Consider the following 16,214-nt stretch of genomic DNA (forward strand, 5'->3'; position numbering starts at 1 on the left):
TCAATTAGATAGGCTTACTTTGAAATTCGAACCCACCAATCTTGGATCGGTTTGAGTGGCAAGTCTGGATATCCATTTTGCTTCTATGGATACATATCCAAGATCACACATTACTTTTCCAGAGCATTTATAAATACCATCACTTCTAATAGGATATTTCTCTGCAGCATTAGGGAAAAGCACTACATCAAAGATATCTCCGAGGATATCATAAAAAGTAGCGAAATACATGTACTTGCCATTTGAGGTCCCAGTCTTTCTATAATCAACCAGATTTCCATAGATCTCAACATTTTTACCAATATGATGCTTCAGTTTTTTAGCAGTTAATGAATTGTGCATTGGTTCAGCTAAAAGATCAAAATGATTACATAATGGGAAACCCAATAATTGCATTTGGTCATAAGCTTCAATAATTTTTGAATATTCAAATTCCGGAAGTTCAAATTCACGATGTTGAGGTTTGAACAGGAGGGCCTGGTTACTTTTAGGTTGGGATTTATTCAGTTTAAAGTAAGCGTTCCATAATAATTCATGTTTGTCTATTCCGGTAAACCTGAACGCATTGATCTTCAATAAAAGACTTATCTGTTCAATGGAGATATGAATCCGATCAATAAAATCATCCAAAGACTTGAACTCTCCAAAGAATTGCCTGTTTTCTAATATTTGTTGAATGGTCCTGTTTTCAAGCTCCTTAATATAACCCAAACCAAGATAAATATCACTTCCGAAGATCGTATTAGGGTGATCGCTTTTGTTTATACAGGGAGCATGAATTTTACCTCCGCAATTCCTTATTTCCTGAATATAAGTTTGAAGATTGTAAAACCCCCCACCGTTATTGATCGCTGCAACCATAAATTCCAGAGGAAAGTATTTTTTTAGGTATAGGCTCTGATAACTTTCCACAGCGTAGGAAGCAGAATGTCCCTTCGGAAAAGCATAACCTGCAAAAGAGGAGATCTGTTCCCAGACCTCATTGGTTAGCTGAACTGGATATCCCTTGCGGGCGCAGTTTTCCCGATAGTTCTGTTCGATTTTTTCCATCTGACCTTTAGAAGTTTTCTTACCGCTCATTCCTCTTCGAAGAACATCTGCATCATCCAGATCCAGCCCGGCGAAAATATGAGCCACTTTCATCACGTCTTCCTGGTATACCATAACCCCATAGGTGTCTTCCATGATTTCCAGCATTACCGGGTGTGCCTGTTTTTTTCGTTCCGGATCGCGATGTCTTCTGATGAACTCTTCTTTCATTCCGGCACTGGAAACTCCGGGCCTGATCACTGAACTTGCCGCCACCAGATTCATATAGTTGTCAGTTTGCAGTTTGGTAAGTAATCCGCGCATGGCGGGAGATTCTACATAGAAAACACCCATGCAATCTCCAGTTTTTAAAAGTTCATTGATAGCAGGATCTTCTTTAAAAAGTTTGATGTTTTCAATATCTTCAATTTTGGCATCCGGCTGATTCTGTTTTATGATCTCCAAAGCATCTGTGATCTTGGAGAGTCCACGTTGAGCCAGGATATCGAATTTATGAATCCCAACATCTTCTGCAATATTCATGTCTATTTGTATGGTTTGAAAACCTTTTGGAGGTAGAAAAGTACCAGCATAATTATGTATAGATTCGTTCAGAATCAATATTCCTCCTGAGTGTACGCTAAGGTAATTCGGGAAACCATCGATCAATCGACTATATCTTAAAACAAGTTTTTCCAGGTGGTCAAGATCTTTATAGTTATAAAAACCCTGAGAAAGCTTATCTATATTCTCTTTGGGCAAACCGAAAACTTTTCCCAGTTCTCTGGCAACAGCCCGGCTTTTAAAAGTAACATAGGTTCCCATCAGTGCAGTGTGATCATAATTTCTAAAAATGAAATCGGTTACATCATTCCGGTCTTTCCAGGAAAAATCGATGTCAAAGTCTGGTGGAGAGCTTCGGTTGGGATTAATGAACCTCTCAAAATAAAGATCGAGTTCTATAGGATCAACATTGGTAATGCCTAGAATATATGCCACCACAGAATTTGCGCCACTGCCTCGTCCTACAAAAGGATATTTTCTTGAGCGGGCATAATTCACTATTTCGAGATTTATCAGGAAGTAAGAAACAAAACCAAGGTTTATAATGGTGTTAAGTTCCTTTTCAACCCTGTCCATAATTTTTTTTGTCTGAACAGGATATCGTTCCGGTAATTTCTGATAGCATAGATCTATAAGTCTTTTTCTGTCTTTTTCAGGGTCTTCCAGCACAAGTAAATTCCGGTTCTGACCCTTTCCAAATTCAAAGCTTACATCGCAGGAATCCATTAATTTTTCAGTATTTATGAGAATATGCGGAAATTCCTGGAACTCTTTTCTCAGTGCCTCCTTCGGAATCATTTTGTGAGATGGGGAGCCCTGTTCGCTTTGAGGGAGCTTACTCAGCAGTGTGTTATTATCGATAGCCCTCAGTAAGCGGTGAGCATTGTAATCTTTCTTATTTCTAAAACTTACTGTTTCAAAAACAACTAGTTTATCTTCCAGTTTTCGATATGCTGAAAATTTCAGTTTCCGAAGGTTATTGATGGAAACACCTATAAATTCATTGTCTTTAAAATTGGTCTTTTTTAAACTATCAATTTTTTCAAAAGGATAAATGATAAAGCAGTCGGGCAGGGAAGGAGCAATATCAGGAAATTTCTTTTTTGCATGTATGTATTCTGAAAGATGTGCATTCAACTGCCGGTAACCCTCATTGTTTTTAGCGATCCCTACATATTGCTGTACCGCTCCATTTCTGTAATCTATTCCCACTACCGGAGTAATTTTAAATTTACCAGCTATTTTCAGGAACTCCAGGCAGGCTGTAGAAGTATTGATATCGGTAAGCGCAAACCTGTTAACCTTATTTTGTTTGGCCAGATTACACAAATCGGTTACAGGAAAAGTTCCATAACGTAACGAATAATATGTGTGACAGTTTAAATACAATCCTTGCTATCAATTTTCATTTTAAAATATAAAATACTTCCTGTCTATAGATCACTGTTTCCTGTGAGCAAGGACGATAGGTGGCTCTCCGTTAAACGGATTACCCATCCTTCCAATCGTTCTTGCGTCCATAGAAGTAGCCCGCATAACACTGTGTTCTCCAAATCGATTTTTTATCTTATCCAAGGAGTGATATAGGTTCAGCATTTCTTCAGAATCATCAAAAAGATTGATTTGATAATGACCGCCCACTAGTCCGCTGAAACGTACGCCAATCAATCTGATTAATAGCCGGCGAGTGTAGAGTTTTTCAAAAAGCTCTTCCACTTTTGGAATCAGGATATGATCTGCACTGGTATAAGGGATCTTGATCTGCTTGCTGTGAGTTTGGAAATCTGAATACCTTATTTTCACACTTACGATAGAAGTAAGCTTATTTCCCCTTCGTAACTGATAGGCGAGACTTTCGGCCATCGCTACCAGTGTGCCATGCAGTCGGGTCATATCTATCGTATCGCGATTAAAAGTGCGTTCTGTAGAGATGGATTTACGCTCGTGAAAAGGAATGATTGGCGGATTGTCTATCCCGTGAGCTCTTTTCCAAATGGTACGCCCATTTTTACCCAGAACACTTTCCAGGACTTCTACCGGCATCTTCTGAATGGTTTCAATTCTACGCACTCCCAGGTTCAATAATTTCTGAAAGGTTTTATTCCCGATCATCGGAATTTTGTTTACAGCAAGAGGCGCTAGGAAACTTTTCTCTGTACCGGCTTCAATGATCTTGCGGGCGTATGGTTTTCCTTCTCCCGTAGCGATCTTCGATACTACTTTGTTTTGTGAGAGTCCGAAGGAAATAGGCAAATGCGTTTCCTTTAAGATGGTTTCCTGAAGTTCTCTGGCAAACTGACTTATTCCGAAAAAACGGTCCATTCCTGTGAGGTCAGCATAAAACTCATCCACGCTGGCTTTTTCAAAAGATGGTACTTTACTACGGATGATTTCAGTTACTTCATGCGAGAATTTAGTATAGGTGGAAGCATTTCCTTTGATGACGATAGATTGCGGACAAAGTTGTCGGGCTACTTTCATAGACATTCCGGAATGAACGCCGAATTTCCTGGTTTCATAGCTGCAGGCAGCAACCACACCACGATCTCCAAGCCCTCCAACAATAAGAGGTTTATCTTTTAATTTAGAATCCAAACGTCTTTCTGCCGAAACAAAAAAAGTATCCAAATCCAGGTGAATAATAGATTTTACATTCTTCATAATTAGGAATAATTCCTTTTAATTGGAAATATTCCAAAATTATAAAATTATTCCGGTTGAAGATGTTGTTGGAGCGTTAAAAATTTTACGCTAATAATTCACTGATTCTCAGCAATAATTTTTTTCGTACCTTAATAGTTCTAACCAATAACCAAAATTATGGAGGGCTCATCAGGTAAACGCAGGTTGGTAAAGAAATATGTGTCTGATTTTATCTTTTCTGAAAAGACACGTTTTGTTCTTGACGGTACAAATTATCAGTTTTCTAATCAAGAACCGGGAGGTAAGTTTATTAAGTTCCGGTTTGAAAAAGCCCCGGGAAGAAAAAAGCGGAAATTTGTATTTAAATGCATCTATAAAATGATGAAGAATTTTCAATCTTCACTAAACTAAAAACTAAAGCCCTTTTAAAAAAGGGCTTTTTTATTTTCAGACATTTCGAAGTCTGTTGTTTATTTTCTAATTCAACCGCAGTAATTGCCAATTAGGAGCATTTTCTTTAAATATCTAGGATTTGGCTTCAGATATCCAATTGTCAATTTTCTGCTCCAGCAATTGTAATGGGATACAACCTGTTTCTAGAACTTCCTTATGGTATTCTCTAATATCAAAATCTTCTCCTAATTGAGATTTTGCTCGCTCTCGTAATTCTTTGATCTTTAACTGGCCTATTTTATAAGACAGTGCCTGTCCTGGATTTGCCATATATCTTTCAATTTCTGAGATCACGCTGGCTTCTGGTTCAGCTTCATTCTCCAAAGAATACTGAATTGCTTCCTCACGGGTCCATCCTTTGCTGTGTAAACCGGTATCCACCACCAATCTTACCGCCCTGTGCATTTCTGCACCCAGAGTTCCAAAATATTGATAAGGATCTGTATACAACCCGAGTTCTTTTCCTAAAGATTCCGAATATAAAGCCCAGCCTTCTCCATAACCGCTGTACCATAAAGTCTTTCGAAAATCCGGCAGATCCTCATTTTCCTGAGTTAACGAAACCTGGTAATGATGTCCCGGTATCGCCTCGTGTAAAAACAGCGATTCGTCACTGTAAATATTATAAGCCGATGCGTCCGGAATCGGGACATAGAATATCCCGGGTCTGGTTCCATCAAGCGATCCCGGATTATATTCTGCACTGGCCGAATTTTCACGAAAAGCTTCAGTTCTTCTAACCTCAAAACCTGTTTTAGGCTTTACACTAAAAAGCTTATCGATATTCGGTTTCATCGTTTCATGGATCTGCTCAAAATGTGCGATCACTTCTTCCGGTTTTTTATAAGGCATTAGCTCCTTATTTTCTCGCACATAATTAAAAAATGATTTCAGGTCGCCTTCAAATCCAACTTCTTCTTTCACTTTTTCCATTTCCTTCGAAATTCGCTCCACTTCATCCAGACCTAACTGGTGGATCTCATCTGCAGTCATATCCGTAGTAGTATAAAGCTTAATTTGATGCTTGTAGTAAGCCTCACCTTCAGGAATATCTGCAATTCCACTAGACTTTCGCCCTTTAGGTAAATAATCCTGCTTTAGAAATGTGTGCATTTTTTTATACTGCGGAATCACTTTTTCAGAGATCATGGTTTTATACTCCTCAGTTAAACGTTCCTTTTCTTCATCTGAAAAACTATCCGGAAAATTATTGACAGGTCCGTAGAACAAGTGATTTTCAACATCAGAATCGGCCATAGATTGCATTTGCGGAATCACTTTCTGAATGAGTGATGCCGGCAGAACATATCCCTTCGCCATTCCTTCGCGCATACTTTCTTCAGCAGAATCCATCCAGGTTAAATAACCATCTACACGTTTCATCCAATTTTCATAATCTTCTATCGTTTTAAATGGTTGTGCACCGGCACCGCTGGCCAGTTGCCCCATAAAAAGGTTAACAGACCACATCTGGTCTATAGGCATGTATTTTGATTTTTTGAATTCCATGGCCGCCAGGTTCATATCACATTCCCATTCCAGAATATCCTTACTCATCTGTTCAGTATCACTAAGATCTTCATCCTTGATCTTCGAGATCTGCTCTTTATAACTGGTATAATAATTTCTAAGGCTGTCTTCATATTCCTGAGACAGGAAATTCGGGAACTGGTCATTATACCTCATATCTCCTGAGGTTGTTGCTGAAATCGGGTTCAATTTTAGCCCTTCTTCATAGTAATTATTGAGAATACTATCGAACTGAGCGCTAACCTGGTTTTCTTCATTTTCAGCTGAATCGTTCTTTTTTTCATTATTACAGCTGGAAATCAGGATGATTATTAGTAAAAGTATTAATGGCTTTTTCATTTTATTGGTGAATATAATTATACAGTTCAAGAGTTTCAGTTTAATTAAGTTCTCAATTTAAGACTTATTCAGGAATTAGCTGAAATGAAAATTTTAACACCTGAAAATAATTTTTCAGGAAATTAACTCTTGAGTCTAAAAATAATATAAATTCACGCCGCAAATTTTTGAAATGAACTCAAGCTTAAACCCTTATGAAAAAACTTTTCTTTTTACTGATCATCGTAATGTCTGGTTGCAGCCCGAAGATCAAATCTAATCTCACTAATGCTCAACCCGAATTATCGGCAGATGAAGAAGTGATTTTTCTTGACCTGAAACATGAGGTTCCGAAGGAAGTTATGAAAATTGGAAGTCTGAAATTCCAGGATACAGGTTTCTCTACCGATTGTAGTTTTAATAGCATTTTAAATAAAGCGAGAATTGAAGCCAGGAAGAACGGTGCAAATATCGTTAAGGTGACCGAGAAAAAGTCACCAGATCTTTGGAGCAGTTGCTACCGACTCAATATTGACCTATACAAATTTGAAGGCAACGTGTCGAGCCTGCCTCAATATAAACTGACTCTCGACTAATCTAATCTAAATTATAAATGAAAAATTTATTTAAAATTCTTCCTCTGGCCTGCCTTTTACTTTTACAAAGCTGCGCAACTATTGTATCCGGTTCCAGACAAGCAATTAGGTTCAATTCTATGCCTGCAGCTGCAACGGTTTACATCAACGAAGTGGAGATTGGAAAAACTCCTGTTGAGAAAGATTTGAAAAGAAATCAGGAATACCAGGTGGCCATAAAAATGGACGGCTACAAACCTTACACCACGACTTTATCGAAGAAATTCAACGAGTGGTATATTGGGAACATCGTTTTTGGAGGAATTATCGGTCTGGTAGTAGATCCAATCACGGGGGCGATGTATAAATTAACTCCAAATGAACTTACTGCTAGATTAGCTGAAGACAAATCTGATATTGTTTTTAAAAGCCATGGAGATAATGTTCATATTAGCGTGAGTCTAACTATTGATCCTGAATGGGAAAAAGTTGGTCAGCTAGAAAGAGCAGAATAAATTTTACTAAATCCTTTTTTGTTGAAATAGCCCTGGAAAATTCCGGGGTATTTTTTTTACAGGAATTCAAGTTCTAACGTAATGCTGCTTATATTTAAACTATCAAAAAGTAACATAATGAAAATAAGAACATTATTAATAGGAGTATTAATCAGTTTAAGTTGTCAGGGTCTTTTCGCTCAAAATTCTGGCAATGAGCTTGATCCCAGTTTTACCCACGTAGTTTATTTCTGGTTGCATAATCCTGACAAGGCAGAGGATCGCACAGCTTTTGAAAAGTCTTTACAAACTTTTTTATCAGACAGTAAATACGCTAAAACAAACTTTATAGGTTTGCCTGCAGGTACTCCAAGAGAAGTGGTTGATGGTACTTTTACCTATTCACTAATTTTGAGTTTCTCATCAAAAGAGGAGCAGGACCTTTATCAAAAAGAAGAAGCGCACCTCAAATTTATTGAAGAATCTGAACATCTCTGGAAAAAAGTGGTGGTCTACGATTCTGTCGGTATCGAAAAAAAATAAAAAAAGCCTCGCAATTTGCGAGGCTTTTTATTTATAAACTAATTTAATAATTAGTATCTGTAATATTCTGGTTTGAATGGTCCTTCAACTTCAACGCCAATATATTCAGCCTGGTCTGGTTTAAGCTCGGTAAGCTCAACACCAATTCTTTCCAGGTGAAGTTTTGCTACTTTTTCATCAAGATGCTTTGGCAGCATATACACTTCATTCTTGTATTTATCAGTATTATTCCAAAGCTCCATTTGCGCCAATGTCTGGTTTGTAAATGAGTTACTCATTACAAAACTTGGGTGACCGGTAGCACATCCAAGGTTTACCAAACGACCTTCAGCAAGGAGGATAACATCCTTTCCGTTAATGGTATATTTATCAACCTGAGGTTTGATCTCTACTTTAGAATCTCCATGATTTTGATTTAACCATGCAACAGCGATCTCATTGTCAAAGTGACCAATGTTTGCTACGATCGTTTTGTCTTTCATCGCTTCAAAATGCTCACCACGAACGATATCCTTATTTCCTGTTGTAGTGATTACGATATCAGCTTTTGGAAGTACGGTTTCAAGTTTCTTTACCTCGAAACCATCCATTGCCGCCTGAAGGGCACAGATCGGATCAATTTCAGTGATGGTAACGATAGATCCGGCACCTTTAAAAGACTGAGCCGTTCCTTTTCCAACATCTCCGTAACCACAAACAACCACTCTTTTTCCAGCTAGCATTACATCAGTAGCACGACGAATCGCATCCACCGCACTCTCACGACATCCGTATTTATTGTCAAATTTCGATTTGGTCACAGAATCGTTCACATTGATTGCAGGCATAGGAAGTGTTCCTTTTTTCATACGCTCGTACAATCTGTGTACACCTGTAGTAGTTTCTTCAGAAAGTCCTTTTATACCTTCAGCAAGCTCAGGATACTCGTCAAGAACCATATTGGTAAGATCTCCACCATCATCAAGAATCATATTTAACGGCTTGCGATCTTCTCCGAAGAAAAGTGTTTGCTCTATACACCAGTTAAATTCCTCTTCAGTCATTCCTTTCCATGCATAAACCGGAATTCCTGCAGCAGCAATTGCCGCGGCAGCGTGATCCTGTGTAGAGAAAATATTACATGAACTCCAGGTAACATCTGCACCAAGCGCAACAAGAGTTTCGATTAGTACAGCAGTTTGAATGGTCATGTGTAAACATCCCGCAATTCTCGCTCCTTTTAGAGGCTTAGACGCTCCGTATTCTTCACGAAGTGCCATAAGACCAGGCATTTCTGCTTCAGCAAGTTCTATCTCGCGGCGTCCATATTCGGCAAGCTCAATATCTTTTACTTTATAGGCGGTATACGGTACTGTTTTAGTTGACATATTATTATATTTGAATATTAGCAAATTTTATGCTTGCAAAAATAAGGAAAAGCTTAGAAATTTTATGCCTCTTTTTAAAACAATAACAGTTGATGAACGTACTAAAGTCTTCATTTGGAAGGTTGAAGAATCTTTTGAATGGCTTTCTGAAGGTGTTGAATTAACTGAACATTGCCAGCAAAGAGTCGATGGAATGAAGTCTAAAATTCATAGACGTGGCTTCATGAGCATCAGGCATTTATTAGCTGAAGCAGGTTACGTAGATCACGATCTTTATTATGATGATCTTGGAAAACCGCATTTGAAGGATGATAAATATATCTCTATTACCCATTCCTTTAATTTTACCGCGATCATCGTTAGTGATAAGGATGTGGGCATCGATATTGAAAAGCAACGCGAAAAGATTCTGAAGATCGCTAATAAATTCACTCCTTTAGATGAATATCACACGCTGGCTAATGAAGAAGCTCTTATTAGAAAACTTACCATTGTTTGGGGCGCTAAAGAATCTGTTTATAAACTGATCGCACAACCGGGAGTCGGTTTTCTACAGCATATAAATGTGACCGATTTTGATTTTGACGATTCTAAGACCACCACGCACGTTCGGTACAACGGACTGGATGACTGGTTTGATATCAATTTCCTGGAATTTGAGAATTTCACCTGTGTTTACGCCATGCCTTCAACTCAAAAAGCGAAAGCCTGATGATCGAAGTTCAAAGTTATCTGGAGGAAATTCAGCAGGCAGCTTATGAAAAAAGGAAATTGCTGGCAGTTCTAATCGATCCGGATAAATTTGAAGAACAGAATACTGCTCAATTTATTCAGAAGCTACCAGGAAACGCCAGCCATATTTTTGTTGGGGGAAGTACAGTAGAAGAGGGCAGAACCTGTGAAGTTGTAAAAGTGATCAAAAACCTTTGCGAATTGCCGATCATACTTTTTCCCGGTGATCATAGCCAGATCTCTTCTCATGCCGATGCTTTACTCTTTTTAAGTCTCATTTCCGGTAGAAATCCTGAATTTTTGATAGAGCAACAGGTTCGTTCCGTAGAAAAGATCAGAAAAACGAATCTGGAGATTATTCCCACCGGTTATATTCTTATTGATGGCGGGAAGGAAACCTCAGTTCAAAAAGTAAGTAATACCATTCCACTGAATCAAAAGGATCTTCAACAAATTGTAAATACATCGCTTGCCGGTGAATATTCAGGCAAAAAACTTATTTACCTGGAAGCGGGAAGTGGCGCTAAAACGCCTGTTTCCGAAGAATTAATTCAGGCTGTAAAGAAAGCGATAAATATTCCGATTATAGTTGGAGGTGGAATTCGCAGCACACAACAACTTCAATTAGCCTATGAGGCAGGAGCAGATCTTGTGGTGATAGGGACAGCCTTTGAGAATAATTCCTTTCAGGTTTAATATTATTCTATTTAGGATACTCCAATTTTCTCTTTCAATTCTGAAGTAAAAAGTATTAAATTTAGTCAGACTAACTAATAACCAGTTAATTATGAGTATGGTGAATCCTGTGGTTTGGTTTGAGATCTATGTGAATGATCTTGACCGGGCAAAATCATTTTACGAGCAAGTATTTCAAACAGAACTTTCGCCTTTGGGAAATCCTACGGAAGATAATTTGCAAATGCTCAGTTTTCCTGGAGATATGGAATCTAAAGGCAGGGCATCGGGTGCGCTTGTGCATGTGAAGGAAGTACAGGCAGGTGGAAACAGTACGATCGTTTATTTTGGAAGTGATGATTGTAGTTTAGAAGAAGCTCGGGTGGAGGATGCGGGTGGTGAATTAATTCGGCCAAAAATGTCTATTGGAGAATATGGATATATAAGTCTGGCCAAAGATACCGAAGGGAATATGATCGGTATCCACTCCATGCAATAAAAGCTATTTTCTCTTAGCTTCCAATATCACTTTAAAGGGATAACTGATGCCTAGAGTGGTGCAAATAATACTTTCTTCATTCTTTGGTTCTCGAATCCTGAGATTTAATTCCAGCCCTTCGGTTTTATATTCTGATGGTAGGCCTATTTCTTTAAATCTCTTCAGGCTGTTTGATGGTGTCTCCAGATATTCAATTTCCCAGTTCTCTCTGCAGTCTACTCCTTCACCAATTACAGTTACATTTACCCATTCTGATTCCAGTTCTTCATTTTCACAGGATGTTAGTATATAGAGGCTTAAAAAAAGAATAGAAAATATACGAAGCTTCATAATGGAGATTTTCTTATAGATGCCTGATTTCCTCAATGGTTGCGTGATTCATTATTTCAAAAGAAAATAGCTAGATTTGGTATGTAAAAAAAGAATGCCATGAATATTTCAGTTGAACTTACACTTACGCCAATACAGGATGATTACGAACCTGCTATCATCAATTTTATAAAAAAAATGAGAGATTCGGGGCTTACGGTAAAAGAAAACCCGTTAAGCACACAGGTTTATGGAGATTATGATGAGGTGATGGGCCTTTTGAACACAGAGATTAAAAATGCATTTGAGGCAATAGACCGAGGCTTGATGTATGTGAAGATCGTAAAATCTGACCGTAGCGAGTATGCAGCCGATTTTTGATTTTTTCTTTGATCAGTATTCGGGTTATCCTACACTATTTATAATTCTGGAGGTTATTGCCGTGATTTTTGGATTCTTATCGGTATGGTATTCCAAACAGAATAACATTCTCGTATATCCAACCGGGATTGTAAGCACTATGATCTTTGTCTACTTGCTTTGGCAATGGGAACTGTTAGGAGATATGATGATCAATGCCTATTATTTCTCGATGAGTATTTACGGCTGGTATGTATGGACCAGAAAAGTAGATCCTGAACATTACACTCCAATTACCTCCACCACTAAGAAAGAGAATATCCAGTCGGTTTTAATTTTTATAGCAACACTGCTATTCGTGTTCGCGGTTTACGAGTTTTTTGATAAATGGAATAACTGGACCGCTTATGTAGACACAGTGACGACGGCAATATTTTTCGTAGGAATGTGGTTAATGGCGAAGAAAAAGATCGAAAACTGGATCTACTGGATCATTGGAGATATAATTTCCACACCCCTATATTTTTACAAAGGTCTTACCTTTACTAGTCTGCAATATCTGTTATTTACGATCATTGCTATTTACGGTTATAAAGCATGGAAGAAAAACTTGCGCAACGACCTGCGTCCTGCATAAAAATTGTTCTTTTTGGTCCTGAATCTACGGGTAAAACCACGCTGTCTGAAGATCTGGCCGCTCATTATGGGGAACCCATGGTAAAGGAATATATGCGTCGATATCTTCAGAAGGTCTGGAATGCTGAAAAACGTATTTGCGAGCCCAGAGATATTATTCCTATTGCAGAAGGACAGATGGAAGCCGAAAATAGGCTTTCCAGAAAAGCAGATGAACTTCTAATCTGTGATACTAATCTTTTGGAGCTAAAGGTTTATTCTGAAGCATATTACGATGGTTACTGCGATCCGCGACTTCTTAAACATGCGTTAAACAACCACTATCATCTCTACTTTTTAACGTATATTGATGTTCCCTGGACTCCTGATGATTTAAGGGATAAGCCTCACGATCGTGAGGGGATGTTCCAAAGATTTCAAAACACTTTAGAGGAACATCAAAAACCTTATTTCATACTGAAGGGAAACCGGGAGGAGCGTTTTAAAAACGCAGTGAAAAAGATTGACCAACTAATAAATCAAAAAAAACGTGGAATTTAAGGAAAGAGATATTTTACAAATTGAAGATAAAGGGCTTTCAACCAAAGCAGTGAAAGAACAGATCGAGATCTTTAAAAGAGGAAATATCAAAGTAAATATAACCGAGGCAGCAACCGTTGGAAAAGGGATCAGTAAAATTGAATCTACAGAAAAACATGAACTGATCGAATTCTATGATGCTGAAAAAAATAAGCACAGTATTCTAAAATTCGTTCCAGCTTCCGGCGCAGCTTCCAGGATGTTCAAAGCGTTGCACACTTTTAACGATGAATTTGATCCTGAAAAGCATGAATTACGTGAATACTTAGATTCTACCGGGGATCCTGATCTGCAGAGATTTTTCAACAACCAGGATAAGCTTCCTTTTTATGATCATACCATTAAAAAGGCCAAGAAGAAACATCCTGATTATGCTGAACTTTCTCATGATAAGCAGCATAAGATCTTTGTGGAAACAATATTGAATTCAGACGGACTCTACCTTGGAAATCTTCCTAAAGGACTGGTTCCATTTCATAAATACAATCAGCATATCGCCACTGCGTTTGAAGAACATTTAGTGGAAGCCGCCAAATATGCTGAAGTGGACGGTGTGGCTAAAGTTCATTTTACCGTAGCAAAAGGAGATAAAGATAAGTTTAAGGGAGAATGGAAAGAAGTGCGTGAGAGAGTAGAGGAAAAAACCGGTGTGAAATTCGAAATTGAATATTCGTACCAGGACCCTAAAACCGACACTATTGCGGTTGATAACGATTTTAAACCTTTCAGAACCGAAGAAGAAGATCTATTCTTCAGACCTGGCGGTCACGGAGCCTTGATCGAAAATATGAATCAACTGGAAGAAGAGATCGTTTTCGTGAAGAATATTGATAATGTGGTTACTGAAGATAAGGTTCAGAATGTAGTAGATCACAAAAAAATGCTGGGAGGGAAGCTGTTCAAAGTGCAGAATAAGATTTTCGAATATCTAAGAGCATTGGATAGTGGAGACGTAACTTCTGATAAATTAACCGAGATCCATCAGTTTTTGAGCGAGGAACTATTCTTGAAAAATTCAGATTCCGGGGAAACCACTGCGAAATATCTGAAAGAAAAACTACATCGCCCGCTTAGAGTTTGCGGTATGGTAAAGAACGAGGGGGAACCCGGAGGCGGACCTTTCCTTGTTCAGGATAAAAATGGAGAAATTTCACTTCAGATCATTGAAGGTGCCCAGATTGATAACGATAACCCTGAACAGGCTAAAACTGCCCGTGAAGCTACACATTTTAACCCGGTAGATATCGTTTGCAGTCTGAAAGATCACAAAGGTGAATCTTATGATCTTAATGCATACGTAGATGAGGATATGAGTTTTATAGCAGATAAAACCAAGGATGGAAAACCGCTAAAAGCGTTAGAGCGTCCAGGCCTTTGGAACGGCGGTATGGCGAAATGGAATACTATTTTTGTTGAGGTGCCTGTAGAAACCTTCAATCCCGTGAAAACTGTTTCAGATCTTCTGAAAGAATCACACCAGCCAGGATAATATGGATGAGGAGATCATTCTAAATGAACTGGATTTCAAAGCCGTTAGAAGCTCGGGTCCGGGTGGTCAGCATGCAAATAAGACAGCTACGAAAGTAGAGCTGAGTTTTGATGTTGGCAATTCGGCAGGATTAACTGAAAAAGAGAGGAATAGGATTCAGGAAAAACTGGCGGGAAGAATTAATAAAGATGGTCTCTTAAAAATGAGTAGCGAGGACTCCCGAAGTCAGCATACTAATAAAGACCTTGTAATAGGCAATTTCCTTTTTGAATTAAAGGAGGCTTTAAAGAAACCAAAACCTAGAAAGAAAACGAAGCCAACCAAGGCATCTAAAATTAAACGTTTGAAAGAGAAAAAGAAAAAATCTGAAATCAAGGCAAATCGCAAAGATCCATTAAAATAAAAACTGTGGATTTATTCCTCAATCCTGAAACAATTTCTACATAAATTATGGGGAAATAATTAATTGTAAATTTCTCGAATATTTATTAATTGGCTGTTAATCAAGCAATAAAGGAGATCAAAGCTTGATTTTTAGCAGTGGTATGATTTTTACAATGTAATAAGTAGGTTAGTATTGGGAATGGAATAAATTGACAACTAACTAATTTATTCTGTTTTATAATTTAGATTTTCGGATTGAAAAGGCTCCAAATGTGGAGCCTTTTCTATTTTCTACTGTTTTATAATCCGGGAAGATTGATCGTAGGTCAATTAAATGTGGAAATGATTCCACAATATTGATTGCAATATCTGCAATTTTCTACATAATATTTTGTGAAAATAATAATGACCAAATCAATATGATTCTGTTTTACTGGTGTTTAGCTTAAATCGCTCATAATGGCATAATTATTCTATTATCTTTTACATAACCAAATGATCTAGACCAAAAAGATCAATTAAACCTTGAATTATGAAAAAGACAGTAATGAGTATAATGACCATGGGAGCATTATTTTTTGCAACAGAGCGAATGAACGCTCAGGTTGAGGACGTGGAAGAAATCGAGACCGAGGTTGAAATGGAAGTAGAGCAGGAAGAGTTCACTTCTTTAGATGTAATGGAATTACCACAGCCAGTTAAAGATGCGGTGATGACAGATTATAATGGAGCAGTAGCTTCAGAAGCTTGGGTGAAAACGAAAAACAACCTAAAGATCTACAAACTAAAATTGGATGTCGAAGGCGAGAAAGAAGAGGTTTTTGTAGATCAGGATGGGAAGTGGCTTAAGGAAGAAGACACTGAAGATAAGGGAAAATAAAAGTCCGTTAGTGGAGAAACCAACTCCAGGACAACAGATCAATGGAAGTTAAGTAGTATTTCTACCCCGGCAAACTTGCAAAAAAGTGACTGTTTTCAGGATAATTCCTGATAGCTAACAACCAAAAACTAACACTAAAAAGGTCGCTTTTTTGC

General features: G+C 38.0%; 17 protein-coding genes. 12 read left to right on the plus strand and 5 right to left on the minus strand.

Annotation, left to right across the window (positions count from 1 at the left end; genetic code table 11):
- From AC2S94_RS05900 to AC2S94_RS05910, 3 genes are all read right to left on the minus strand, one after another.
- Nucleotides 1-2,982: a DNA polymerase III subunit alpha gene (locus tag AC2S94_RS05900; RefSeq protein ID WP_484630584.1), complete on the minus strand. Its 2,982-nt coding sequence runs from the start codon at nucleotides 2,980-2,982 to the stop codon at nucleotides 1-3.
- A 51-nt stretch (nucleotides 2,983-3,033) separates the two neighbouring features.
- Nucleotides 3,034-4,254: a DNA polymerase IV gene (gene dinB, locus AC2S94_RS05905; RefSeq protein WP_484630585.1), complete on the minus strand. Its 1,221-nt coding sequence runs from the start codon at nucleotides 4,252-4,254 to the stop codon at nucleotides 3,034-3,036.
- A 507-nt stretch (nucleotides 4,255-4,761) separates the two neighbouring features.
- Complete coding sequence (locus AC2S94_RS05910; protein WP_484630586.1) at nucleotides 4,762-6,558, minus strand: DUF885 domain-containing protein; 1,797 nt, start codon at nucleotides 6,556-6,558, stop codon at nucleotides 4,762-4,764.
- A 194-nt stretch (nucleotides 6,559-6,752) separates the two neighbouring features.
- Here AC2S94_RS05910 and AC2S94_RS05915 point away from each other — a divergent pair, with 194 nt between their 5' ends.
- The 3 genes from AC2S94_RS05915 to AC2S94_RS05925 all read left to right on the plus strand — a co-directional run bounded on the left by AC2S94_RS05915 (nucleotide 6,753) and on the right by AC2S94_RS05925 (nucleotide 8,149).
- Nucleotides 6,753-7,133: a hypothetical protein gene (locus tag AC2S94_RS05915; RefSeq protein ID WP_484630587.1), complete on the plus strand. Its 381-nt coding sequence runs from the start codon at nucleotides 6,753-6,755 to the stop codon at nucleotides 7,131-7,133.
- Nucleotides 7,134-7,150: 17 nt separating this feature from the next.
- Nucleotides 7,151-7,627, plus strand: coding sequence for a PEGA domain-containing protein (locus AC2S94_RS05920; RefSeq protein ID WP_484630588.1), 477 nt, complete (start codon nucleotides 7,151-7,153; stop codon nucleotides 7,625-7,627).
- 117 nt (nucleotides 7,628-7,744) lie between these two features.
- Nucleotides 7,745-8,149 carry a Dabb family protein gene (locus AC2S94_RS05925; RefSeq protein WP_484630589.1) on the plus strand — a complete coding sequence of 135 codons (405 nt, stop codon included), beginning with the start codon at nucleotides 7,745-7,747 and terminating at the stop codon, nucleotides 8,147-8,149.
- 50 nt (nucleotides 8,150-8,199) lie between these two features.
- Here the strand turns inward: AC2S94_RS05925 and ahcY are convergent, their stop codons facing one another.
- On the minus strand, nucleotides 8,200-9,516 hold the full coding sequence (gene ahcY / locus AC2S94_RS05930; RefSeq protein ID WP_484630590.1) for an adenosylhomocysteinase: 1,317 nt from the start codon (nucleotides 9,514-9,516) through the stop codon (nucleotides 8,200-8,202).
- 64 nt (nucleotides 9,517-9,580) lie between these two features.
- Between ahcY and AC2S94_RS05935 the strand changes: the two genes are divergently transcribed.
- From AC2S94_RS05935 to AC2S94_RS05945, 3 genes are all read left to right on the plus strand, one after another.
- Complete coding sequence (locus AC2S94_RS05935) at nucleotides 9,581-10,228, plus strand: 4'-phosphopantetheinyl transferase family protein (RefSeq protein ID WP_484630591.1); 648 nt, start codon at nucleotides 9,581-9,583, stop codon at nucleotides 10,226-10,228.
- Nucleotides 10,228-10,944: a phosphoglycerol geranylgeranyltransferase gene (locus AC2S94_RS05940; RefSeq protein WP_484630592.1), complete on the plus strand. Its 717-nt coding sequence runs from the start codon at nucleotides 10,228-10,230 to the stop codon at nucleotides 10,942-10,944. The genes AC2S94_RS05935 and AC2S94_RS05940 overlap by 1 nt, the downstream gene beginning before the upstream one ends.
- A gap of 91 nt (nucleotides 10,945-11,035) precedes the next feature.
- Nucleotides 11,036-11,422, plus strand: coding sequence for a VOC family protein (locus AC2S94_RS05945; RefSeq protein WP_484630593.1), 387 nt, complete (start codon nucleotides 11,036-11,038; stop codon nucleotides 11,420-11,422).
- A 3-nt stretch (nucleotides 11,423-11,425) separates the two neighbouring features.
- Here the strand turns inward: AC2S94_RS05945 and AC2S94_RS05950 are convergent, their stop codons facing one another.
- Nucleotides 11,426-11,752, minus strand: a complete 327-nt coding sequence (locus AC2S94_RS05950; RefSeq protein WP_484630594.1) for a hypothetical protein — start codon at nucleotides 11,750-11,752, stop codon at nucleotides 11,426-11,428.
- 99 nt (nucleotides 11,753-11,851) lie between these two features.
- Between AC2S94_RS05950 and AC2S94_RS05955 the strand changes: the two genes are divergently transcribed.
- The 6 genes from AC2S94_RS05955 (at nucleotide 11,852) to AC2S94_RS05980 (ending at nucleotide 16,059) form a co-directional block, all read left to right on the plus strand.
- Complete coding sequence (locus AC2S94_RS05955) at nucleotides 11,852-12,112, plus strand: YkoF family thiamine/hydroxymethylpyrimidine-binding protein (RefSeq protein WP_484630595.1); 261 nt, start codon at nucleotides 11,852-11,854, stop codon at nucleotides 12,110-12,112.
- On the plus strand, nucleotides 12,096-12,728 hold the full coding sequence (gene pnuC, locus AC2S94_RS05960; protein ID WP_484630596.1) for a nicotinamide riboside transporter PnuC: 633 nt from the start codon (nucleotides 12,096-12,098) through the stop codon (nucleotides 12,726-12,728). The genes AC2S94_RS05955 and pnuC overlap by 17 nt, the downstream gene beginning before the upstream one ends.
- Nucleotides 12,689-13,267: an AAA family ATPase gene (locus tag AC2S94_RS05965; RefSeq protein WP_484630597.1), complete on the plus strand. Its 579-nt coding sequence runs from the start codon at nucleotides 12,689-12,691 to the stop codon at nucleotides 13,265-13,267. Before pnuC ends, AC2S94_RS05965 begins: the two co-directional genes overlap by 40 nt.
- Nucleotides 13,257-14,795: a DUF4301 family protein gene (locus tag AC2S94_RS05970; protein WP_484630598.1), complete on the plus strand. Its 1,539-nt coding sequence runs from the start codon at nucleotides 13,257-13,259 to the stop codon at nucleotides 14,793-14,795. Before AC2S94_RS05965 ends, AC2S94_RS05970 begins: the two co-directional genes overlap by 11 nt.
- 1 nt (nucleotide 14,796) lies before the next feature.
- The gene (arfB, locus tag AC2S94_RS05975; RefSeq protein ID WP_484630599.1) at nucleotides 14,797-15,198 is read left to right on the plus strand and encodes an alternative ribosome rescue aminoacyl-tRNA hydrolase ArfB; all 402 of its coding nucleotides are present in this window, start codon (nucleotides 14,797-14,799) and stop codon (nucleotides 15,196-15,198) included.
- 513 nt (nucleotides 15,199-15,711) lie between these two features.
- A complete protein-coding gene (locus AC2S94_RS05980) occupies nucleotides 15,712-16,059 on the plus strand; it encodes a hypothetical protein (RefSeq protein ID WP_484630600.1) in 348 nt (115 codons plus the stop codon).
- Nucleotides 16,060-16,214 lie beyond the last annotated feature (155 nt).

Source organism: Christiangramia pacifica (genome assembly GCF_057221535.1).

Bases quoted from the DNA above. Each gene is read 5' to 3' on its own strand.
- AC2S94_RS05915 (WP_484630587.1), top strand. From the start codon at position 6,753: ATGAAAAAACTTTTCTTTTTACTGATCATCGTAATGTCTGGTTGCAGC.
- ahcY (WP_484630590.1), bottom strand. From the start codon at position 9,516: ATGTCAACTAAAACAGTACCGTATACCGCCTATAAAGTAAAAGATATT.
- AC2S94_RS05925 (WP_484630589.1), top strand. From the start codon at position 7,745: ATGAAAATAAGAACATTATTAATAGGAGTATTAATCAGTTTAAGTTGT.
- pnuC (WP_484630596.1), top strand. From the start codon at position 12,096: ATGCAGCCGATTTTTGATTTTTTCTTTGATCAGTATTCGGGTTATCCT.
- AC2S94_RS05945 (WP_484630593.1), top strand. From the start codon at position 11,036: ATGAGTATGGTGAATCCTGTGGTTTGGTTTGAGATCTATGTGAATGAT.
- dinB (WP_484630585.1), bottom strand. From the start codon at position 4,254: ATGAAGAATGTAAAATCTATTATTCACCTGGATTTGGATACTTTTTTT.
- AC2S94_RS05940 (WP_484630592.1), top strand. From the start codon at position 10,228: ATGATCGAAGTTCAAAGTTATCTGGAGGAAATTCAGCAGGCAGCTTAT.
- AC2S94_RS05935 (WP_484630591.1), top strand. From the start codon at position 9,581: ATGCCTCTTTTTAAAACAATAACAGTTGATGAACGTACTAAAGTCTTC.
- AC2S94_RS05950 (WP_484630594.1), bottom strand. From the start codon at position 11,752: ATGAAGCTTCGTATATTTTCTATTCTTTTTTTAAGCCTCTATATACTA.
- arfB (WP_484630599.1), top strand. From the start codon at position 14,797: ATGGATGAGGAGATCATTCTAAATGAACTGGATTTCAAAGCCGTTAGA.
- AC2S94_RS05920 (WP_484630588.1), top strand. From the start codon at position 7,151: ATGAAAAATTTATTTAAAATTCTTCCTCTGGCCTGCCTTTTACTTTTA.
- AC2S94_RS05910 (WP_484630586.1), bottom strand. From the start codon at position 6,558: ATGAAAAAGCCATTAATACTTTTACTAATAATCATCCTGATTTCCAGC.
- AC2S94_RS05955 (WP_484630595.1), top strand. From the start codon at position 11,852: ATGAATATTTCAGTTGAACTTACACTTACGCCAATACAGGATGATTAC.
- AC2S94_RS05965 (WP_484630597.1), top strand. From the start codon at position 12,689: ATGGAAGAAAAACTTGCGCAACGACCTGCGTCCTGCATAAAAATTGTT.
- AC2S94_RS05980 (WP_484630600.1), top strand. From the start codon at position 15,712: ATGAAAAAGACAGTAATGAGTATAATGACCATGGGAGCATTATTTTTT.